General features: G+C 65.3%; 22 protein-coding genes. 11 read left to right on the top strand and 11 right to left on the bottom strand.

Annotated features, from left to right (window positions below; translation table 11 throughout):
• The first annotated feature begins 19 nt into the window (after window positions 1-19).
• Entirely contained in the window at window positions 20-742 is a 723-nt protein-coding gene (gene dnaQ / locus HZZ16_RS31900; RefSeq protein ID WP_197954105.1) for a DNA polymerase III subunit epsilon, read from the top strand.
• Here dnaQ and secB read toward each other — a convergent pair.
• The gene (secB, locus tag HZZ16_RS31905) at window positions 733-1,221 is read right to left on the bottom strand and encodes a protein-export chaperone SecB (RefSeq protein ID WP_197954106.1); all 489 of its coding nucleotides are present in this window, start codon (window positions 1,219-1,221) and stop codon (window positions 733-735) included. The two genes, dnaQ and secB, sit on opposite strands and share 10 nt — an antisense overlap.
• Window positions 1,222-1,618: 397 nt before the next feature.
• Between secB and HZZ16_RS31910 the strand changes: the two genes are divergently transcribed.
• Genes HZZ16_RS31910 through HZZ16_RS31920 form a run of 3 tightly spaced genes read left to right on the top strand, consistent with a single transcriptional unit; the run spans window position 1,619 to window position 4,444 of the window.
• On the top strand, window positions 1,619-2,326 hold the full coding sequence (locus HZZ16_RS31910; protein WP_197954107.1) for a Tim44/TimA family putative adaptor protein: 708 nt from the start codon (window positions 1,619-1,621) through the stop codon (window positions 2,324-2,326).
• Entirely contained in the window at window positions 2,304-3,857 is a 1,554-nt protein-coding gene (gene mltA, locus HZZ16_RS31915; protein WP_197954109.1) for a murein transglycosylase A, read from the top strand. The genes HZZ16_RS31910 and mltA overlap by 23 nt, the downstream gene beginning before the upstream one ends.
• Entirely contained in the window at window positions 3,854-4,444 is a 591-nt protein-coding gene (locus HZZ16_RS31920; protein ID WP_197954117.1) for a Smr/MutS family protein, read from the top strand. Before mltA ends, HZZ16_RS31920 begins: the two co-directional genes overlap by 4 nt.
• A gap of 131 nt (window positions 4,445-4,575) precedes the next feature.
• Here HZZ16_RS31920 and HZZ16_RS31925 read toward each other — a convergent pair whose 3' ends face one another.
• The 5 genes from HZZ16_RS31925 to hslV form a co-directional block, all read right to left on the bottom strand.
• Window positions 4,576-5,700 (bottom strand): hypothetical protein, encoded by a 1,125-nt coding sequence (locus HZZ16_RS31925; protein WP_197954118.1) that lies wholly within the window; start codon window positions 5,698-5,700, stop codon window positions 4,576-4,578.
• Between the two features lie 28 nt (window positions 5,701-5,728).
• Window positions 5,729-7,033: an ATP-dependent protease ATPase subunit HslU gene (gene hslU, locus HZZ16_RS31930; protein ID WP_197954119.1), complete on the bottom strand. Its 1,305-nt coding sequence runs from the start codon at window positions 7,031-7,033 to the stop codon at window positions 5,729-5,731.
• 53 nt (window positions 7,034-7,086) lie between these two features.
• Complete coding sequence (locus tag HZZ16_RS31935; RefSeq protein ID WP_197954120.1) at window positions 7,087-7,704, bottom strand: DUF2585 domain-containing protein; 618 nt, start codon at window positions 7,702-7,704, stop codon at window positions 7,087-7,089.
• Complete coding sequence (locus tag HZZ16_RS31940) at window positions 7,701-8,186, bottom strand: GNAT family N-acetyltransferase (RefSeq protein ID WP_197954122.1); 486 nt, start codon at window positions 8,184-8,186, stop codon at window positions 7,701-7,703. The genes HZZ16_RS31935 and HZZ16_RS31940 overlap by 4 nt, the downstream gene beginning before the upstream one ends.
• A 182-nt stretch (window positions 8,187-8,368) precedes the next feature.
• Window positions 8,369-8,929: an ATP-dependent protease subunit HslV gene (hslV, locus tag HZZ16_RS31945; RefSeq protein WP_197954124.1), complete on the bottom strand. Its 561-nt coding sequence runs from the start codon at window positions 8,927-8,929 to the stop codon at window positions 8,369-8,371.
• 192 nt (window positions 8,930-9,121) lie between these two features.
• Here hslV and hisB point away from each other — a divergent pair, with 192 nt between their 5' ends.
• The 7 genes from hisB (at window position 9,122) to coaA (ending at window position 14,032) form a co-directional block, all read left to right on the top strand.
• A complete protein-coding gene (hisB, locus tag HZZ16_RS31950) occupies window positions 9,122-9,715 on the top strand; it encodes an imidazoleglycerol-phosphate dehydratase HisB (RefSeq protein ID WP_036044988.1) in 594 nt (197 codons plus the stop codon).
• 63 nt (window positions 9,716-9,778) lie between these two features.
• Window positions 9,779-10,309: a DUF2628 domain-containing protein gene (locus HZZ16_RS31955; protein WP_197954126.1), complete on the top strand. Its 531-nt coding sequence runs from the start codon at window positions 9,779-9,781 to the stop codon at window positions 10,307-10,309.
• Window positions 10,306-10,956 carry an imidazole glycerol phosphate synthase subunit HisH gene (gene hisH, locus HZZ16_RS31960; RefSeq protein ID WP_197954127.1) on the top strand — a complete coding sequence of 217 codons (651 nt, stop codon included), beginning with the start codon at window positions 10,306-10,308 and terminating at the stop codon, window positions 10,954-10,956. The genes HZZ16_RS31955 and hisH overlap by 4 nt, the downstream gene beginning before the upstream one ends.
• 154 nt (window positions 10,957-11,110) lie before the next feature.
• Window positions 11,111-11,848: a 1-(5-phosphoribosyl)-5-[(5-phosphoribosylamino)methylideneamino]imidazole-4-carboxamide isomerase gene (gene hisA, locus HZZ16_RS31965; protein ID WP_197954129.1), complete on the top strand. Its 738-nt coding sequence runs from the start codon at window positions 11,111-11,113 to the stop codon at window positions 11,846-11,848.
• Window positions 11,849-11,851: 3 nt separating this feature from the next.
• Window positions 11,852-12,625: an imidazole glycerol phosphate synthase subunit HisF gene (hisF, locus tag HZZ16_RS31970; protein WP_018646048.1), complete on the top strand. Its 774-nt coding sequence runs from the start codon at window positions 11,852-11,854 to the stop codon at window positions 12,623-12,625.
• Between the two features lie 90 nt (window positions 12,626-12,715).
• On the top strand, window positions 12,716-13,039 hold the full coding sequence (locus HZZ16_RS31975) for a phosphoribosyl-ATP diphosphatase (protein ID WP_197954201.1): 324 nt from the start codon (window positions 12,716-12,718) through the stop codon (window positions 13,037-13,039).
• Between the two features lie 36 nt (window positions 13,040-13,075).
• Window positions 13,076-14,032, top strand: coding sequence for a type I pantothenate kinase (gene coaA, locus HZZ16_RS31980; RefSeq protein ID WP_197954130.1), 957 nt, complete (start codon window positions 13,076-13,078; stop codon window positions 14,030-14,032).
• Window positions 14,033-14,419: 387 nt separating this feature from the next.
• On the opposite strand, the gene HZZ16_RS31985 is transcribed toward coaA, so the two are convergent.
• From HZZ16_RS31985 to HZZ16_RS32005, 5 genes are all read right to left on the bottom strand, one after another.
• The gene (locus HZZ16_RS31985; protein WP_197954131.1) at window positions 14,420-15,478 is read right to left on the bottom strand and encodes an AI-2E family transporter; all 1,059 of its coding nucleotides are present in this window, start codon (window positions 15,476-15,478) and stop codon (window positions 14,420-14,422) included.
• A 113-nt stretch (window positions 15,479-15,591) separates the two neighbouring features.
• Window positions 15,592-16,221 (bottom strand): histidine phosphatase family protein, encoded by a 630-nt coding sequence (locus HZZ16_RS31990; protein ID WP_197954132.1) that lies wholly within the window; start codon window positions 16,219-16,221, stop codon window positions 15,592-15,594.
• Between the two features lie 83 nt (window positions 16,222-16,304).
• Complete coding sequence (locus HZZ16_RS31995) at window positions 16,305-18,572, bottom strand: ATP-binding protein (protein WP_197954133.1); 2,268 nt, start codon at window positions 18,570-18,572, stop codon at window positions 16,305-16,307.
• Between the two features lie 117 nt (window positions 18,573-18,689).
• Window positions 18,690-19,157, bottom strand: a complete 468-nt coding sequence (locus HZZ16_RS32000; RefSeq protein WP_197954134.1) for a hypothetical protein — start codon at window positions 19,155-19,157, stop codon at window positions 18,690-18,692.
• 107 nt (window positions 19,158-19,264) lie between these two features.
• Window positions 19,265-20,803, bottom strand: a complete 1,539-nt coding sequence (locus tag HZZ16_RS32005; protein WP_197954136.1) for a YifB family Mg chelatase-like AAA ATPase — start codon at window positions 20,801-20,803, stop codon at window positions 19,265-19,267.
• Window positions 20,804-21,006 lie beyond the last annotated feature (203 nt).

Consider the following 21,006-nt stretch of genomic DNA (forward strand, 5'->3'; position numbering starts at 1 on the left):
TCACACGGCTTCTTAAGACATGCGCGAAATCGTCCTCGACACCGAAACCACCGGCCTCGATCCGCTGCGCGGCGATCGACTGGTCGAGATCGGTTGCGTCGAGATCTTCAACCGTATGCCGACCGGACAGACCTATCACGTCTACATCAATCCTGAGCGGGACATGCCGGCGGAAGCGTTTGCGGTGCACGGATTGTCGTCCGAATTCCTGGCGACCAAGCCGTTGTTCCACGAGGTCGCCGACGACTTTCTCGCGTTCATCGGCGACGCCCCACTGGTGATCCACAACGCCTCGTTCGACATCGGCTTCATCAATGCCGAGCTCGACCGCATCAAGCGGGCTGCGATCCCGCGCGAGCGCCTGGTCGACACGCTGCTGCTGGCGCGTCGCAAGCATCCCGGCGTGTCCAACCGGCTCGACGATCTCTGCTCGCGCTATTCGATCGACAATTCACACCGCACCAAGCACGGTGCGCTGCTCGACGCCGAGCTGCTCGCTGAGGTCTATGTCGATCTGGTTGGAGCGCGGCAGTCGCAGCTGCTGCTGGCCTCGGACACCGAGGAGATCAGGATCAGCAGCGCCGGCGATGCGCCGCGGCGGCAACGTCCGGTGCCGCTCGCGCCGCGGATTTCCGAAGTTGAGCGCGAGGCCCATCGGGCCTTCATCGCAACGCTGGGCGACAAGGCGATCTGGAACGAGTACCTGCCCGCTCCAGCCGCGCTCGCGGTGGCTCAGGCCTGACCGGCCTGTCCGCCCTGAGCGGCCATTTGCCGCTCCATGTTCTGGCGGTAGAGACCGACGAAGTCGACCGGGTCCAGCATCAGGGGCGGGAACCCGCCGTCGCGCACCGCCGTCGCGATGATCTCGCGTGCGAACGGGAACAAGAGCCGCGGGCACTCGATCATGACCAGCGGGTGCAGGTTCTCCTTGGGCACGTTGACGATCCGGAACACGCCGGCATAGGCGAGCTCGAACGAGAACATCACTTTACCTGCGGTCTCGGCCTTGCCCTCGACCGACAACGTCACCTCGAATTCCTGTTCGCTGAGATTGTTGGCGCTGACGTTGATCTGGATGTTGATCTGCGGCGGCTGGCTCTGCTGCTGCAGCGAGCTCGGAGCGTTGGGATTTTCGAACGAGAGGTCCTTGGTGTATTGCGCCAGCACGTTGAGCTGGGGAGCCTGGGCCGCCTCGGGAGGGGTGCCGTTACCGTTGGTCATGAAAGTGTCTCCTTACCCGATTGGGGCTGAATTTCGCGGCGGTTGGCTAACATAGGGCCGGCTCGTTCCACAAGGACGAACGGTCCCGGGTCGGGAGTTCAGGCCGCACCCGCGCCTTGGACGTTCATCCTGCCTTTTCCGCGAAATTTCGCCTTAAACGTTTGAAGATGCGCCGTTTCCAGGCAGGATCGGGTTTCCCCTTAAGCATAAAACGCGCTACACTTGGCGCTGTGCCAAAAGGCGCCATTGGCCGGGCCAGATTTCGTGCCTACATCCCACGGACCTGACGTGGACCTAAAATGGTGATGTAGACTTGCCGTTTCAGTAGGGAACGGTCTACTGGCCGGATTGATTTTCCCGGCAACGAGCCCTGAAAAGACCAGAAAGCGAATACGACGTGGACATCTACACCATCATATTCCTGGCGCTGGCCGTCTTCATCTTCTTGCGGCTGCGTAGCGTGCTGGGGCAGCGCACCGGCAACGAGCGGCCGCCGTTCGATCGCACCGCCGCCCGTAACGCGCTGGGAGGTGCCCAGGACAACAACGTCGTGACCATGCCGGGCAAGGTGATCGACCAGGCGCCGCTGGCGCCGACGGCCGAGCCGACCGCACCGACCGATCGCTGGAAGGGACTGGCCGAGCCGGGCACTGCGCTGGCGCAGGGTCTCGATGCTATCGTCGAGAAGGATTCCAGCTTCGACCCGCGCCATTTCCTCTCGGGCGCGCGCGGCGCCTACGAGATGATTGTGCTGGCCTTCGCCAATGGCGATCGCCGCGCGCTGCGCGATCTGTTGTCGTCGGACGTCTATGACAGCTTCGACGCCGCGATCAAGGAGCGCGAGAAGAACGAGCAGAAGACCGAAACGCGGTTCGTGTCGATCGACAAAGCCGAGCTCGTCGGCGCCGAGTTGCGCGATCGCAGCGCGCAGCTCACCGTACGCTTCGTCTCACAGATGATCTCGGCCACCCGCGACAAGGCCGGCAACATCGTCGACGGCAGCGCCGACACGGTCGCCGACATCACCGATATCTGGACTTTCGCCCGCGACACCTCCTCTCGCGATCCGAACTGGAAGCTGGTTGGCACCGGAAGCGCGAATTAAGATCTTCCTGAAGAACGGCGCGACGGCGCTTTGCGCAGGCGCCGTCGTGCTGTCGTCGTTTTCGCTCGGTGCCGAGGCGGCGCGGCGTCACCATCGCAGCCACCATCATCATCTGCCGCGAACGCCTGCCGCTCCGTCGCGGCCCTTGCCCTATCCGCAGCTCTCCCTGCCGTTCGAAATTCCCGGTGCGCAATATCTGCCGCTCGCCTGGGCGGACGTGAAGGGGTGGGGCGACGACAATCATCTCGCCGCCTACAAGACCTTCCGCGCCAGCTGCAAACCGATCAATGCGCAGAACGGTGCGGCCGAAGCCAAGGCTGAACCCAAGGCCGAACCGAAGGCTTTGGGTGCCTCGCTGGGCGAGCCCTGCCGGGTTGCCAAGACGCTCGATCTCACCGATGACGGCAAAGCGAAGACCTTCTTCGAGGAGAATTTCACGCCGCTGCGGATCTCGCGGCTGGGCGAGCCCGATGGCTTCGTCACCGGCTATTACGAGCCGGTGCTGGAGGGGTCGCGCACGCAGACCGACGTCTACAACGTGCCGGTCTATCGCCGTCCCTCGAACCTGTTCGTGCGCGGCTACAAGCAGGATTCGGTCAGCCTGCCCAACAAGGGTCCGGTCTATCGCAAGATCGGTCGCCGCAAGCTGGTGCCCTATTACGACCGCGGCGAAATCGAGGACGGCAAGATCGCCGGCCGCGGCCTCGAGATCGCGTGGCTGAAGGATCCGACCGATCTGTTGTTCGCCCAGATCCAGGGCTCGGCGCGGATCAAGTTCGAGGACGGCAGCTCGGTCCGGCTCAATTACGACGCCTATAACGGCTATCCCTACACGGCGGTCGGTCGCATCCTGATCGAACGCGGCATCATCCCGAAAGAGGAGATGTCGATGCAGAAGATCAGGGAGTGGATGGCGCAGAATCCCGATGGCGCCAAGGAGCTGCGGCGCGCGAACCGTGCCTACGTCTTCTTCCGCGAGGTCAATCTCTCCGACAAGGACGAGGCGGTGGGCGCGCAAGGAATTCCGCTGACCGCGGGGCGCTCGATCGCGGTCGACAAATCGCTGCATGTCTACGGCACGCCGTTCTTCATCGAGGGCGAGCTGCCGATCGAATCCGAGCGCGCCAAGACGCCGTTCCATCGGCTGATGATCGCGCAGGACACCGGCTCGGCCATCATCGGTCCCGCGCGTGCCGATCTGTTTTTCGGCGCCGGCGCGGATGCCGGCCGTGTCTCTGGCCGGCTGCGCCACCCCATGCAATTCGTGATGCTGGTGCCGAAGAGCCTCGATCCTGCCCCGCGGGCCGCGAAGCTGCCGATCCCGGATCCAAGGCCGTCGGAGAAGATCGCAAAGCTGTTTCCGCAGACGGACCCGGCAAAGACCGGCACGCCTGTCGCCGCGTCGGCGCAAGGCAAGAACGAAACGATTGCCGTCGCCGGCCCGGTACCGCTGCCGGTGCCGCGTCCCGCGATCGAGCCTGCCCCTGAGCCGCGCCGTCCGGCGAAGAATCGTCCTCATCGCCCGCAATGAAACGGCCGTCCCGTCCGCCCGTGCTGGAGCCTCGCCCCTCGCGGCGCCGTCGCGCGCTGAGCGAGGAGGAGCGCGAGCTGTGGGATCTCGTCGCAAAGCATGTCAAGCCGCTGCGGAAGCATCGCGCGGCGAAGGCGCATCCTACTCCGCGCGCCGAGTCGTCGTCCGCGACCCAGGTGACGAGGACGTCGCCACCGCCAACACCGGTTGCCGCTGCACCGTCACCACGCGTCGCAAAGCCGTCGATTCCGCCGCTGGCGCCGCTCGGCAAGCGCGAGCGGACTAAGCTGTCGCGCGGCCGCCGCGAGATCGAGGCGCGGCTCGATCTGCACGGCATGACCCAGATGCGCGCCCATCGCGCGCTGGCCGGCTTCCTGCACCGCGCCCATCAGGACGGCCTCACCTTCGTGCTCGTCATCACCGGCAAGGGCCGCAGCGGCGGCGAAAGCGGCGTGCTCCGCCGCCAGGTGCCGGAATGGCTCAGCCTGCCCGAATTCCGCGCCTTCGTTGTCGGCTTCGAGAAAGCCGCGATCGGCCATGGCGGCGAGGGGGCGCTGTATGTGCGGATCAGGCGGGCGAGAGGGTAGTGATTCTACACCTCTCCAGCTTGCCGGAGAGGTCGGCGCGAAGCACCGGGTGAGGGCTCTCTCCTCTTGGGGAATCCCTATGCGGAGAAAGCCCTCTCCCCCCCTCCCCCGCGGGGGAGGGAGCGCACCGCCTAAAACGGCCGCACGATTCCGACGCGCGGGATCAAGGTGATGATCAAACCGAAGATGTTTGTCCTTTGATCCTCCGCCGGAATCAGCGGGACCTGCTGCTTGGCCGGCAGCATCTTCACCGCATGCAGGATCAGGAACAGGCAGACCGCCCAGTTGGAGATCCAGCGCGAATAGTCGAACACCATCGCGAACATCACGAGATAGGCGGCGCTGATGCCGACCAGCGCTGCGGTGATGAGCCGCTTGTGCAGATCGCTGGCGAGCGCGCTGATCAGGCTCGCGAAGAAGCGCCACAACGGCGTGTGCAGCCAGATCAGAAGCGCAAACACGGGCACGCCGAGGATGTTGTGCGGCAGGCGGCCCCAGGTGTCGGCAACCTCCTTCGCCAGCGGCTGGTACCAGATGTAGGCGAATTGCAGGAGGTCGGTGCGCGCAGGGTCGGTCATCCGACTCTTCAGATAGGCGACGAAGTCTGCTTCGGCGACCGGCATCGTTCCCAGAAACTGCGCGGCGAAGAACAGCGCGGAGACGGCGGCGAGAGCGATCATGCCGAAGACGACATTGCCGCGATTGTAGCCGCAAGCGAGGTAGTGCCGGATCACGACGATGGTGATGATCGTCGGCACATACATCAGGAGATGAATGTGATGGATCAGCACGAGAATGATCGAGAACAGCGCAGCCGTCGCCACGAAGCCGAGCGAGCCCGCCGGCATCAGCAAGAGGATGATGGCCAGCGCGCAGCCATAGATGTCGAAATGGCCGAGCGTGTGCATGAAGTTCTTGAGGAAGAACGGCGATCCCGCGGTGAAGACGAACAGCGGCAGCGTTCTCGCCGAGAAGCCGAACGTCTTCTGGAAGAGCCTGGCATAGAGGCCCAGGGTCGCAAGCCACGTCGCCCCGCCGAGCGCGAACACTGGCCATACCGGCACCTTGTCCGTGAACAGCGCGACGATAGCCCCGATCAGCGCGCGCTTGATGAAGCCGAAATGATAATCGACCAGAAGATGGATGTAGGGGACGTAAGGCGGCAGCTGGATCTTGTGAATGAGCACGCCAACGATGACCGCCGCGTTGATCGCGAGCAGGAGCCGCCAGGGATTTTGCAGGATGCGCACGGTCACGCCGCATCCATAGCGTGACCGCCCCGAATTACAAAATGAACCGGCTCAGATCCGCGTTCTTGGCGAGGTCGCCGATGTGCTTTTGCACGTAATCCGCATCGAGCCGGACGGTCTCGCCGTTTCGGTCCGGGGCGGTGAAGGAGATCTCGTCCAGCACCCGCTCCATCACGGTCTGAAGCCGCCGGGCGCCGATGTTCTCGACCGTTGAATTGACGGCAACCGCAATGTCGGCCAGCGCATCGATGGCGCTGTCGGTGATGTCGAGCGTCACGCCTTCGGTCTGCATCAGGGCGACATATTGCTTGATCAGCGAGGCCTCCGGTTCGGTGAGGATGCGGCGCATGTCGTCGCGGGTCAGCGCCTGCAATTCGACGCGGATCGGCAGGCGGCCCTGCAATTCCGGCAACAGGTCGGACGGCTTGGCGACGTGGAAGGCGCCGGATGCGATGAACAGGATGTGGTCGGTCTTGACGGCGCCGTGCTTGGTCGAGACGGTGGTGCCTTCGATCAGCGGCAGGAGATCGCGCTGCACGCCCTCGCGCGAGACGTCGCCGCCGACGCGGCCGTCGCGGGCGCAGATCTTGTCGATCTCGTCGAGGAACACGATGCCGTTGTTCTCGACCGCGCTGATCGCCTCCAGCGTCAGCTGCTCGGTGTCCAGCAGCTTGTCGGATTCCTCGTTGACGAGGATCTCGTGCGAGCCTTCCACCGTCAGCCGGCGCGTCTTGCTGCGGCCGCCGAGCTTGCCGAAGATGTCGCCGATCGAGATCGCGCCCATCTGGGCGCCCGGCATGCCCGGGATCTCGAACATCGGCAGGCCGCCGCCGGACGATTGCGTCTCGATCTCGATTTCCTTGTCGTTCAATTCGCCGGCGCGCAGCTTCTTGCGGAAGGATTCCCGCGTCGCCGAGCTCGCATTGGCGCCGACCAGCGCATCGAGCACGCGCTCCTCCGCGGCAAGCTGGGCGCGCGCCTGCACGTCCTTGCGCTTCCGCTCGCGCACCTGCGCGATTGCGACCTCGACGAGATCGCGGACGATCTGCTCGACGTCGCGGCCGACATAGCCGACCTCGGTGAACTTGGTCGCCTCCACCTTCAGGAACGGCGCATTCGCGAGTTTGGCGAGCCGACGCGCGATCTCCGTCTTACCGACGCCGGTGGGGCCGATCATCAGGATGTTCTTCGGCAGCACCTCCTCGCGCAAGGAGCCTTCGAGCTGCTGCCGCCGCCAGCGGTTGCGCAGCGCGATCGAGACGGCGCGCTTGGCGTCGCCCTGGCCGACGATGAAACGGTCGAGTTCGGAAACGATTTCGCGGGGGGAGAAGTCTGTCATGTCACCTTAGCTAGGGTCAGAAGCGGGCCGGGACAAGCTGCTTTTTTCCGCCGTCAGATGATCGGCGGGCCGGATTGCCATTGCTTCACGGCCTCGACCGGATGGATCAGCATCAGGATATTGAGCGTCAGATTGTCGCGAATGTGGAGCGCCAGCATGATCTCCAAGGCGAGCCCAAGCAGCGCCGTCGCGCTGACAGGCAGCGCGCGCGCGATCAGGAACCCCAGGATCATGGCGAGATTGTCCGAGACCGAATTGACGATGCTGTCGCCGTAATAATCCAGCGAGATGGTGCCGGCGCGGTAGCGTTCGATGATGAACGGCGAATTCTCGACGATCTCCCAGGTGCCTTCGATCAGCATCGCGACGATCAGCCGTGCCGGCCAGGAGAGACGCAGGAACGGCAAGCGCGCGAACAGCAGCCAGGTCAGGCCGTAGAACAGGAAGCCGTGCAGGACGTGTGAGAACGTGTACCAGTCGGCGATCTGCTGAGAATTCTCCGAGCTGTTCACCACGCCGTGCCACAGCTTGATGGTGCCGCAGGTGCAGATCGGCACGCGCCCCATCGCAAGCAGGATCACGGCCTGCAGCGCCAGCAGCAACAGCGCGATGCCGGCCCAGGCGAGCGGCGGGACAGCGACCTTGCTCTCGCGCGTCTGCACCAGCGTCACGGTTCGCGCACCATCAGCAATGCCGGACCGTCCGGCGTCTCGACCATGCGCTCGCGGACGAATCCCGCCTTCTCATAAGCGCGTATCGCGCGAGCGTTGAGCGGGTCCGGATCGGTGACCATGCGGGGCAGACCCTGCCGAAACCATTCATCGACGAATTGGCGCGTCAACGCCGAACCATGCCCGCGCGCGATCATGTCGCTTTCGCCGATGAACTGGTCGATGCCACGCGTGCCCTCCGGTTGCGGCCCGAAGCCCGTATTCCAGGCGGTCAGGCGGTAGCATTGAAGATAGCCGAACGGCCTGTCGCCGGCCAACACGATGAACTGGTCCATCGCCGGCTCGTCGAGATCGCCGCTGACCAGCGAAAACTGCTCGTCCGGATCGCCCCACCACTCCCGCACATGCGCCTCGCCGAGCCAGCGCCGGATCAGCGGCAGGTCGGCTGAGGTCATGGGATGGAAGGTGTAGGTGGGGGCCATTCTATCGGCCGCGGCGGCACTGTGCTCCCTCCCCCGCGTGCGGGGGAGGGTTGGGGAGAGGGTGCCTCCCCAATGGGACAATCCCCCAGAGGAAAGAGCCCTCACCCGGCGCTACGCGCCGACCTCTCCCGCAAGCGGGAGAGGTTAGAGCCAGTCCGGAGCTCCGCTGTTCAATCACACCCCTAACCGCTTGCCAGGCTCTCGATCGTCACATTCCGATTGGTGTAGACGCAGATGTCCGCGGCGATGTCCAGCGAGCGGCGGACGATGCTCTCGGCGTCCTTGTCGGTGTCGAGCAGGGCCCGTGCCGCCGCCAGCGCGTAATTGCCGCCGGAGCCGATCGCCATCACGCCGGCCTCGGGTTCGAGCACGTCGCCGGTGCCGGTGAGCACCAGGGAGACGTCCTTGTCGGCCACGATCATCATGGCCTCCAGCCGCCGCAAATAGCGGTCAGTGCGCCAGTCCTTGGCGAGCTCCACCGCCGCTCGGGTCAGCTGCCCCGGATATTGCTCGAGCTTGGATTCGAGCCGCTCGAACAGCGTAAACGCGTCAGCCGTGGCGCCGGCGAAGCCGCCGATCACGTCGCCCTTGCCGAGCTTGCGGACCTTCTTGGCATTGGACTTGATCACGGTCTGGCCGATCGAGACCTGGCCGTCGCCGCCGACCACCACCTTGCCGCCCTTGCGGACCGTCAGAATCGTGGTGCCGTGCCAGCCGGGCGAGCTGTTCTGGGAATCCTGCATGAATGATCCTCGTTGTCCGGCCTGATTTAGGCGGTCAGGACCGAGGGCACAACGGGCCGTTCCGGGCCGAATTCGCTCACCATAGGCAGAAGTAGAGGCCCGGCCAGCCGTTCCCGCAGTAGCGAAGGTGTCATTTGGCTGTTAAGAGACTGGCGTTTTCGGCTCCCAAGCTAGAATGGAAACCGCATTTCAATGCGCACCGCGACGATCAAGCGCAAGACCAAGGAAACCGACATCGAGGTCTCCGTGAACCTCGATGGCACCGGCGTGGCCAATATCGCGACCGGCATCGGCTTTTTCGACCATATGCTCGATCTCCTCGCCCGCCATTCCCGCATCGACCTTACGGTCAAGGCCGTGGGCGACCTGCACATTGATTATCACCATACCACCGAAGACACCGGCATCGCGCTTGGCCAGGCGGTCAAGCAGGCGCTCGGAAACATGGCGGGCATCACCCGCTATGCCGGCGTGCACATGCCCATGGACGAGACGCTCACGCGCGTGGTGATCGACATCTCGGGCCGCCCGTTCCTGGTGTTCAAGGCCGACTTCCCCCGGCACAAGATCGGCGAGTTCGACACCGAGCTGGTGCGCGAGTGGTTCCAGGCCTTTGCCATCAACGCCGGCGTGACTCTCCACGTCGAAACCCTATATGGCGATAACAGCCATCATATCGCCGAGTCCTGCTTCAAGGGTCTGGCGCGGGCGCTGCGCACGGCCGTGGCGATCGATCCGAAGGCGGCGGGCGAAATCCCGTCCACCAAGGGCTCGCTCGGCGGCTGACATCTCCGTCTTGCGGCGAACGCTTGCTGGCGGTATCACTGAATTCGAGTACGGGGCATCACCATGCCTGTCTACACAGTCCACGCTCCCTCACCCGCCGGAGCCGATCTGCGCGCGACCGACAGATTCGTGTTCGTACGCGACGGCTTCCATTTCTGGGCGATGATCTTCGGTCCGTTCTGGCTGTTGTGGAATCGGCTGTGGCTGGCGCTGATCGGCTATCTGATCTTCCTGGCCGCGTTCAACGTGGGGCTGTCGAGCCTCGGCGTCGGGCGCTCCTCGATCTTCTTCGCCGATTGCATCCTCGCGCTGCTGATGGGCCTCGAGGCCTCGAGCCTGCGCCGCTGGACCTTGTCGCGCGGCAAGTGGCGGCAGCTCGACATCGTGGTCGCCGACGACAGCGATACCGCGGAGCACCGCTTCTTCGAGCGCTGGAGCCAGAAGCAGAACGGCATTGCTGGCGATCAATGGGCGGTCGAGCGCGGCGGGCCGCCGCCCACCCGCAACGTGCCGGGCCAGCCATTTTCGAACCCGCCGCCGATTCCGGCCGGCGGCATCATTGGATTGTTTCCAGAACCGGGAGGGTCAAGATGAGCGTCGCCATCATCGATTACGGTTCCGGCAATCTGCATTCCGCCGCGAAAGCCTTCGAGCGCGCCGCGCGCAGCCTGGAGAGCCCGCAACAGGTCTTCGTCACCAGCGATCCGGACCGGGCCTACAGCGCCGATCGATTGGTGCTGCCGGGCGTCGGTGCCTTCGCCGATTGCCGGCGTGGGCTCGACGCCGTCAACGGCATGGTCGAGGCCATTACCGAAGCGGTCCGCGTCAAGGCGCGGCCGTTCTTCGGCATCTGCGTCGGCATGCAGCTGATGGCGAGCCGCGGCAAGGAGCATGTCGTCACCGAAGGCCTGAACTGGATCGGCGGCGACGTCGAGAAGATCACGCCGCGCGATGAAAGCCTGAAGATCCCGCACATGGGCTGGAATACGCTCGAGGTGCTCAGGGAGCATCCGGTGCTCGACAAGCTGCCGCTCGGCCCGAAGGGCCAGCACGCTTATTTCGTGCACTCCTATCACCTCAACCCCGCCAGCGAGGCGGACGTGCTCGCGCGCGCCGATTACGGCGGGCCCGTCACCGCGATCGTCGCGAAGGACACCGCCATCGGCACGCAGTTTCACCCCGAGAAGAGCCAGCGCTTTGGCTTGGCCCTGATCTCGAACTTCTTGCGATGGAAACCGTGATTAATTCGGCGGCTCTCACCTCGTCATTGCGAGCACAGCGAAGCAATCCAGCGTCTTTCCGCGGCGGCAGTCTGGATTGCTTCGCTGCGCTCGCAATGACGGAGCGCTTAGCTGGCAGGTGCGTTCCCATGATGGGGACGAGAGCAGGTGCGACATGATTCTCTATCCGGCGATCGACCTCAAGAACGGCCAGTGCGTGCGCCTCGAGCAAGGCGACATGGCGCGCGCGACCGTGTTCAATCTCAATCCCGCATCCCAGGCGCAGAGCTTTGCCGCGCAGGGTTTTGAATATCTCCACGTCGTCGACCTCGACGGTGCCTTCGCCGGCAAGCCGGTGAATGCCGAGGCTGTCGAAGCGATGCTGAAGACAATCAAGATTCCGGTGCAGCTCGGCGGCGGCATCCGCGATCTCGCGACCGTCGAAGCCTGGCTCGACAAGGGCATCACCCGCGTCATCATCGGCACCGCCGCGGTGCGCGATCCGGAGCTGGTGAAGTCCGCCGCGAAGACATTCCCCGGCCGGGTGGCCGTGGGCCTCGATGCCCGTGACGGCAAGGTCGCGGTCGAAGGCTGGGCCGAGACCTCGCAGGTGACGGCGCTGGAGATCGCAAAGCGGTTCGAGGATGCGGGCGTTGCCGCCATCATCTTCACCGACATCGCGCGCGACGGCCTGCTCAAGGGCTTGAACTTAGAGGCGACGATTGCGCTGGCCGACGCCATCTCGATCCCCGTGATCGCCTCCGGCGGCCTCGCCTCGATCGAGGACGTGAAAGCCATGCTGACGCCGCGCGCCAAGAAGCTCGCCGGTGCGATCGCCGGCCGCGCACTCTATGACGGCCGGCTCGATCCGGCCGCCGCCCTCACCCTGATCCGCGACGCGCGCAGGAGCTGACCCATGTTCAAGGTACGCGTCATCCCCTGCCTCGACGTCAAGGACGGCCGCGTCGTCAAGGGCGTCAACTTCGTCGATCTCAGGGATGCCGGCGATCCCGTCGAAGCCGCGATCGCTTATGACGCGGCCGGCGCCGACGAGCTCACCTTCCTCGACATCACCGCGACCCACGAGAACCGCGGCATCATGCTGGACGTGGTCCGACGCACGGCGGAAGCCTGCTTCATGCCTGTCACCGTCGGCGGCGGCGTGCGCGAGGTCAACGACATCAAGACGCTGCTGCGCGCCGGTGCCGACAAGGTCTCGATCAACAGCGCCGCAGTATCCCGCCGCGAATTCGTCAAGGAAGCGGCCGAAAAATTCGGCGAGCAATGTGTGGTGGTCGCGATCGACGCCAAGCGGGTCAAGCGTCCGGGCGGCGACCGCTGGGAGATCTTCACCCATGGCGGGCGCAACTCCACCGGCATCGACGCGATCGAATACGCGCAAGAGGTGGTTTCCCTCGGCGCCGGGGAGATCCTGCTCACATCGATGGACCGCGACGGCACGCGGCAGGGATTCGACATTCCGCTGACCCGCGCGATCGCCGACAGCGTACCCGTTCCCGTGATCGCCTCGGGCGGCGTCGGCAATCTCGACCATCTCGTCGACGGTATCCGCGACGGGCACGCCACGGCGGTGCTGGCGGCTTCGATCTTCCATTTCGGGGAATTCACCATCCGTGAGGCCAAGGAGCACATGGCGCGGCGTGGGCTGCCGATGCGCCTGGATGCCTGACGACTCCCGTTCGTAACGATGCTACATTGGCGGATGGAGATGGCCGCCGTGGCCAAATCTGTTGCCAAGCGTGTTTTTCGAGTGAGTCCGATGCCGCGTTTCACGATCCATGATCTGGCCGAGACCATCGACGCCCGCGCGGCGTCCGGCGGCGAAGCATCGTATACCCGCAAGCTGCTCGACAAAGGCCCCGAGCATTGCGCCAAGAAGTTCGGCGAGGAGGCAGTCGAAACCGTAATCGCTGCAATCGAAAACGATCGCGCGCACCTGATCGCTGAAAGTGCCGACCTGCTCTATCATTTCCTTGTGCTACTGAAGGCCCGCGGCATAAAGCTGGAAGAGGTCGAGGCCGCGCTGGACAAGCGGACCTCGATGTCGGGGCTGGAAGAGAAGGCGTCGCGCAAGGGCGGCTAGGCAAGGGCGAATAGATCGCAACGGAAAGGCGGCGTCATGGATATCCGCGCACCCGAGCAGCAGTACAATCCCTACCGCGTCTATACGCGCGAGCAATGGGCGCGGCTGCGCGACGATACGCCGATGACGCTGGAGCCGGGCGAGTTCGACCGGCTGCGCTCGCTGCACGACCGCCTCGACCTGCAGGAGGTCGAGGACATTTATCTGCCGCTGTCGCGCCTGTTGTCGATCTACGTCGACGCGACGCAGCGGCTGTATTACGCCGAGCGCCAGTTCCTCAACATCCGGGATCGCAAGGTGCCCTACATCATCGGCGTCGCCGGCTCGGTGGCGGTCGGGAAATCCACCACGGCACGTGTGCTCCAGGCGCTCCTGGCACGCTGGTCGCCGCGGCCGAAGGTCGAGCTGATCACCACGGACGGATTTCTCTATCCCAACGCGGTGCTCGAGCGTCAGGGCATCATGCAGAAGAAGGGTTTCCCGGAGAGCTACGATCTGCCGCTGCTGCTCAGCTTCCTCTCCGATATCAAGTCCGGCCGCGGCCACGTGCGCGCGCCGGTCTATTCGCATCTGACCTACGACATCGTGCCGAACCAATGGGCCGAGATCGACCAGCCCGACATCCTGATCGTCGAAGGCGTCAATGTGCTGCAGACCGGCAAGCTGCCGCGCGACGGCAAGGCGGTGCCGGTGGTTTCCGACTTCTTCGATTTCTCGGTCTATATCGACGCCGACGAAGCGGCGCTGCGGCAATGGTACATCAAGCGCTTCCTGGCGCTGCGCGACACCGCGTTCACCGATCCAAAATCCTACTTCAACCGCTATGCGCTGTTGTCGGACGAGGAAGCCACCGCCACCGCGATCGCGATCTGGGAGCGCACCAACCTCGCCAATCTCGAGGACAACATCCTGCCGACCCGGCCGCGTGCGACGCTGATCCTCAAGAAGGGCGCCGACCATACGGTGGAGAGCGTGGCGCTCAGACGGCTGTAAGCGCGCCGGACAGCCGAGCCGATTGCAATTTTCCGGCTGAGTATCTTTTGATGCAGACCGACAAAGGGTATTCCGATATGGCCTTCGAAAACGTGAGGGGCCATGGTTGATCGTCTCAGAAGCGCTGCAGAGCATCTTGAAGCGCCGACATGTCCAGACTGCCACGTCGAGATGAAGTGGTTCCGCTCGGAATTGCTCACGGACGAGCCGACCCCAGTCATCGCGCATCTCTTCGTGTGCCCGCATTGCAAGCGCGCCGCACAGGCAAATACCGTCTTCCGGAGAGGCCAGACGACGCCCGACAGGCTATCTGCACCGCGCTTTATTGCCTCTGCTGCATGACATGCTGCGATCGACCGATCGCCCGCTCCAGGCCCGGCATGACGATCATTTCGGGGACCCCTGTTGCGACTTCGAGACGACGAAGATGTGCCACGTCGTCAGAAACATCGCAGCGACGAGCGGGCCGATGACGAAGCCGTTCGCGCCGAACGTCGCAAGGCCGCCCAGGGTGGCAAGCAGCACGACATAGCTCGGCATCTGGATCGACTGGCCGACCAGGATCGGGCGGAGAAAATTGTCCGCAAGGCCGATCACGAAAGTGCCGAAAGCGAGCAGGATGAGGCCCTTAGTGACGGCGCCTGCCACGAGCAGATAGAGCGCGACCGGAACCCAGACCAGGGCGGAGCCGAGGACGGGCAGAAGTGAAAGCAGCGCCATGACGGCGCCCGCCAGCAGCGGCGCAGTCAGCCCGAGCACCCAGAAGATCAGCCCGCCAAGCGCTCCCTGGATCATTGCAACCAGGATGATGCCCTTGATCGTCCCGCGAACCGACAGGGTGAACGCATCCAGGATCTCGGCGGTATGGCTCGCACGCAGCGGCAGCGCGCTCCGGATGCGCAGGTTCAGTTCGTCACCGTCGCGCAGGAAGAAGAACAGCAGGTACAGCATCACGAGCAGGCTCGCGACAAACTCCACGGTCAACTGGCCGATATTGATCGCGTGCCCCGCCAGTTGCTGTCCGGCCGGGACCACCAGGCTCGACAGGCGTTCTTTCAGGGCCGTCAGATCGATGCCAGCCAGGCGATCCGAGATGGAAGCGGCCCAGCCCGGCAGCGCGGCTTTCAGCTGCTGCAGGGGATGCGCCAGATTGATCTCGCCACTTTGGACGCGCTGAACCAGCTCGCCTCCCTGGTCGATGAGCGAAGCGATCACGATGGCGACGGGGATCAGGACCATGACGACCACGACGACGACAGTGAAAAGTGCCGCAAGGTTGCGCCGTTTCGGAAACGTTTCCAGGCAACGCCGATAGAACGGCGCGAAGATGATCGCCAGCAGCGTGGCCCACAACACAGCGCCGGAGAACGGCCAAAGCAGCCAACCGAACGCGAGTGAGATCACGCCAAGCCAGACGAGGAATGAGCGGCTTTCCGATGTCCTCACGTGCTTGCCGGCCTCCCGTCGCTACTTGCCCGACGTGCTAGCACATGACAGCGGCGGGGCGGCAAGTTTCGCCCCGCCTCCGTCGCGCCGGCGGCGGGATCAGATGAGGCCTGTCACTTGCCGGCTTTTGCGGCCCAATCGGCCATCTTGATGCGGCCCGCAAAGGTGGCGGGACCAGGGGCGCCGGCCTTGTAGACGAAGGCCTCGCCTTCATGGACGTCGCCCGCGTCCTTGCCGAAGGCATCGGCGATGTTGGTCTTGTGGGTGACCAGGACCGTGTTGGTGCCGGCCTGCGGCGGCGCATCGACGAGCTGACGCACGGCCTGCCCGGCCTTGGCATTGGCGCCGGTCGGGTTTGCCATTCCCGATGCGCTGGCGTTGCTGCTGTCGGTCAACGCATCTACCGGCTTGACCTCGCGGCCGGAGATCAGTTTGCCGGCCTCGACCGCGCGGTTCAGGCGGCTGGTGTAGACGTCACCGATGGGGATCGCGAGGTCCTTGATCGCCGTCCCGATCAGGCGCGCCGCCTCCCTGCCCTTCTCGCTGAGCTGACGCTGGGCGCTCATGTCGTCGAACTTGAAGGGGTAGACATCCTTCTGGCTGTCGTCGGTCGCGGTGTGACGGAAAATCAGGACATAGCCGCCCTGCTTGAGCGACGAGATGAGGTCCGGTGTATCGGCGGCTGCGTGCCGAGAGATTCCAGCGAGGAGGACAATCAGGACAAGGCGGCAAAGCACGTTCATGCGCAAAATCCTTTGTTGCAAATGGCCCCTCAAGGATCGTGACGCGCAACACGCGCGATTTCAATTGCGATCGTCGGACGAGATCAGGTTCCCGTGAGATCCGGAACCGTCAGGTGTCGGGACGCGGCGAGGCCCGCCAGCGCCTCCTCGAGCTTCTCGCGGTCGAGCGGCTTGATCAGAAATCCGTTCATGCCCGCCTCGAAGCAGGCATAGCGATCCTCCACCAGCGTGTTGGCGGTGAGCGCCAGGATCGGCGTGTGCTGAGCGCCCAAGTGACCACCCAAGTGACCGCCTAAGGCGGCCTCGTGAGCGCGGATGCGCTTTGTCGCCTCGATGCCGTCGAGCTGCGGCATCTGGATGTCCATCAGCACGAGATCGTAGGGCGTGCCGGCCGATGAGGCGGCGAGCCAGGACTCCAGCGCGGCTTCGCCGTGGACGGCGATGACGACGCGATGGCCGAGCTTGGTCAGCAGCGAGCGCATCAGCAAGGCGTTGATCTCGTTGTCCTCGGCGACGAGGATCGACAGGCCTTTCGCGGGCGCGGCGCCAGCCGATGCCAGCGGCGGCTCCGGCGCGAGATCCGGCGAGGCGACCTCCGGCGTCAGGGCAAGGCGTGCGGCGAGCGAGGCCGCACGCAGCGGCTTCACCAGAAAGCCGGTGAAGGCCGGCGACAGCTTCTCGTGCCGCGAGCTCGACGTCAGCAGCACGAGGCGCTGCAAGGCATGCGCGCGGGCGGCCTCACCGAGATGATCGGCCATGGCTGGACCGATCGCACGATCGATCAGCACCGCGTGCCATGAGCGTTCCGGCAGCAACGCTTCGGCGACCGCCGCATCTGCAACCAGGCAGGTCTGGCCGCCCCAGCGTTCGAGGCGCCGCGCGATGAGCGAGGCTTCGATGCCGTCGGCGACGAGGAGCATCGACTTGCCGGTGAGGTCGGGGCTCGGAAATGCGGTTTGTCCCGCCCCGCCTTGCGACGGCGGAAGCGGCACCGCGACCTCGAAGGTCGAGCCCTTCCCCGGTTCGCTCGTGAGCGTGATGCGGCCGCCCATGCGCTTGACGATGCGCTCGCTGATGGCGAGGCCAAGTCCGGTGCCGCCATAGGTGCGGGCGACGCGCTCGTCGGCCTGCTCGAACTCGCGGAAGATGCGCTGCTGGGCCTCGGCTGCGATGCCGATGCCGGTGTCGCGAACCAGGAAGCTGATCTCGTTCGCCCAGATGCCGGGCTCGACGATCAGTGCCACGCCGCCGTTGCTCGTGAACTTGATGGCGTTGCCGGCGAGGTTGAGCAGCACCTGACGCAGCCGCGCGGCATCGCCGACCACTTCGAGCGGCAGGCGCTCGTCGACATAGGCGGCGATCTCGAGCGTCTTCGCCTGCGCGCGCGGCGCGAGCAGCTCGGTGATCTCCTCGATCAGGGTCGAGAGTGCGAAGGGACGTTGATCGAGGTCGAGCTTGCCGGCTTCGATCTTGGAATAGTCGAGCAGCTCCTCGATCAGAGCCATCAAGGCTTCGCCGGAGGTCTTCACCGCTCTGGCATAGGTCGCCTGCTCCGGCGTCAGATTGGTGTCGAGCAATAGGCCGCCCATGCCGATGATGCCGTTCAATGGCGTGCGGATTTCGTGCGAGGCCATCGCCAGGAAGCGCGACTTGGCGCGGTTGGCGGCATCGGCCTGGTCGCGCGCGTCGGACAATGCGCGCTCGGTCTCGGTGCGGTCGGTGACGTCGCGTCCCACGCTCTGCAACTCGGCGGGCTGGCCAGCATCGCGGCGGACATAGCCCTCGCGCCAGGCGATCCAGCGCGCGCCGAGCGGCGTTGCGATCTTCTGGTCGTGAATGCGCGTGCCGCTGCTCTCGCGGGCGCTGTCGCCCTGCTCCAGCACGTCGAAATCGAAGCGCGTGCCGACCAGCGCGCTGCGCGCCTGCCCTGCGAGCGCGCAATAGGCCTCGTTGGCAAAGGTGATGCGGCCATCGGTAGCGCGTAGCACGATCAGGTCGCCCTGCTGCTCGAACAGGCTGCGGGCGCGCTCTTCCGCTTCCTTCAGCTCCCAATTGCGATCGATCAAGGCCTCATTGTGTGCGGCGAGCGTCCGTAGGCGTTTGCTAACGAAGCGCAGGCGCATGCTCAGCGTCGCAAGGCCGAGGCAGGCGAGCGCGAACAGGAAGCTGGCGCCGATCGCAAAGGCGTGGGGATCGTAGCCGGAATTGTCGGACCGGCTGCCGGAGACGAAGCCATAGGCGCCGCCGAACGTCGCCGAGAAGATCATGAAGGAGCGGATCGCGAAGGCGAGCCTCGGATGCCGCCGCCTGAAGCGGCGCATGCGCACCTTGATCCGGAACGTCCGACTCATCGCAACCGACCCTTGCCTGAAACCCCCGCCGCCGCGTGCGACGATGGCCCGCCGACCTTGCGAACAGCTTGCGGCGGTGACGCCGCCTCCGAACAGGGTTGACGAGGTGTTAACCGATCAGAGCGACGCCGCCTGGAAGCGGCCGTGGCCGCCACGAGCGCCGACGATCAGCGCCGCCGCCTCGCGCGGCGAGAACGTCTTCGAGCGCACATAGATTCGGTAATCCGCCGGTCCTTCACTGGAGAGATAGACCACCTGGCCGCCATCGACCGGCTGCGCGGCGATCGAAACGAGACGCGTCGAGGGACTAGCCTGGCAGGAGTCCGGCTCGGAGCCGAGGCCGTCGTCGACCACGGCGAAATCCGCAGCGTCGGCATCCTCAGTGATCTGGACCCGCACCGTGGCCCGCGCGGGATCGTCGGTGAAGGCGACATGCACGCCGGCGGTCCAGAACAGTGAGGTGAGCGCGACCGATGTGTCGCCCAGCGCGATGCAGGGATGCGACACCGATCCGATCTCGGCGCGGGCGAACACCGCAGCCGCGAACAGGGGAACCGCCGAGGCCAGGAACTTGAAACGCAACATGACGCTCTACTCGCTAGGCCCGGGAACTCACAACCGAAACGCGTCGGGCCTTATGGTTTGCAGAGCGTAAAGGAAAGTCGTTACCGCCGGGTTGATGCGTGGAATGATCAAGCCAGCTGCCGCACATCCTCCGCGAGTGCGCGGTAGGACAGCGCTTCGGCGAGGTGCAGCCGGCCGATCTTGTCGGCATGGTCGAGATCGGCCAGCGTGCGCGCCACCCGGAGCACGCGGTGATAGCCGCGCGCCGACAGGCGCATCGTCTCCGCGGCATCGCGCAGCAGTTTGGCGCCTTGCGCGTCCGGCTTTGCGATCTCCTCCAGCACGGAAGCGGGGGCTTCGGCGTTGGTGCGGACATGGGGCAGGCCTGCATCCGCATAGCGCGCCAGCTGGATGTCGCGCGCCGCCGCCACACGGGCGGCGACCTCGGCCGATCCTTCCAACGGCGGCGGCAGGATCAGGTCGGCGGCGGTCACCGCCGGCACTTCGATGCGCAGATCGATGCGGTCCATCAGCGGACCGGAGATGCGCGCTTGGTAATCGCCGGTGCAGCGGTCGATGCGGCCGCGCTTGCAGGCATAGCCGGGCTCGAACGCGTTGCCGCAGCGGCAGGGATTCATCGCCGCGACCAGCATGAAGCGGGCAGGGTAGGTGACGCGATGATTGGCGCGCGACACCGCGACCTCGCCGTTCTCCAGCGGCTGGCGCAGCGAATCCAGCACGCGCGGATCGAACTCCGGCAATTCGTCGAGGAACAGCACGCCCTGATGCGCCAGCGAGATCTCGCCGGGCTTGGCGCGCGCGCCGCCGCCGGTGAGCGCCGCCATGCTGGCGGAATGATGTGGCGAGCGGAACGGGCGCCGCGCCGTCAGCGCGCCGCCTTCGATCTCGCCGGCAACGGAGGCGATCATCGAGACCTCGAGCAGCTCGCTTGGCGAGAGCGGCGGCAGGATCGAGGGCAGGCGCGCGGCCAGCATCGATTTGCCCGCGCCCGGCGCGCCGATCATGAGCAGATGATGCCCGCCGGCGGCCGCGATCTCCAGCGCGCGCTTGGCGCTTTCCTGGCCCTTGATGTCGCGCAGGTCGAGTGTCGAGGCGGCGGCCTCGTGCACCTTCGGTGTCGGCCGCGACAGCACCTGCGTGCCCTTGAAATGGTTGGCGATCTGGATCAGCGAGTGTGCGGCAATGATCTGGATGTCCGGGCTCGCCCACGCCGCTTCGGAGCCGCAGGACGCCGGGCAGATCAGCCCTTCCTCGCGCATATTGGCGCCGATCGCGGCGGGCAGGACGCCGGCCACGGGCGCGATCGAGCCGTCGAGGCCGAGCTCGCCGAGCACGGTGAAGCCGGTCAGCGCATCCGGCGGGATCGCGCCGATCGCCGCCATCAGCCCGAGCGCGATCGGCAGGTCGTAATGGCTGCCCTCCTTGGGCAGGTCGGCGGGCGCCAGATTGACGATGATCCGCCGCGCCGGCAGCGCCAGCCCCGAGGCGATCAGCGCCGAGCGCACCCGCTCGCGCGCCTCCGACACCGCCTTGTCCGGCAGGCCGACGATGGCGAACGCCGGCAGGCCGGGCGCGACCTGCACCTGCACGTCGACCGCGCGGGCCTCGATCCCCTCAAAGGCGACGGTTGAAACTCGCTGAACCATGCCGAACCAGCCTGCCCATTGCTGCAATTAGGGGTAGCAGAGCGCGGCCGGTTTCGCAAGAACAATACGGGAACAATCGTTTGGCGGCGGTCAAGTCCTAACAAGGCGTAAACGCGACGCGGAGACTACGTCTCGAATGCCACCGGCTCTCCTCAGCACATTCCAACGAATGTTCGCTACTCCTAGGCCTGCGGGATGGGCCG

The sequence above is a fragment of the Bradyrhizobium glycinis genome (assembly GCF_016031655.1).
Taxonomy (GTDB): domain Bacteria; phylum Pseudomonadota; class Alphaproteobacteria; order Rhizobiales; family Xanthobacteraceae; genus Bradyrhizobium; species Bradyrhizobium glycinis.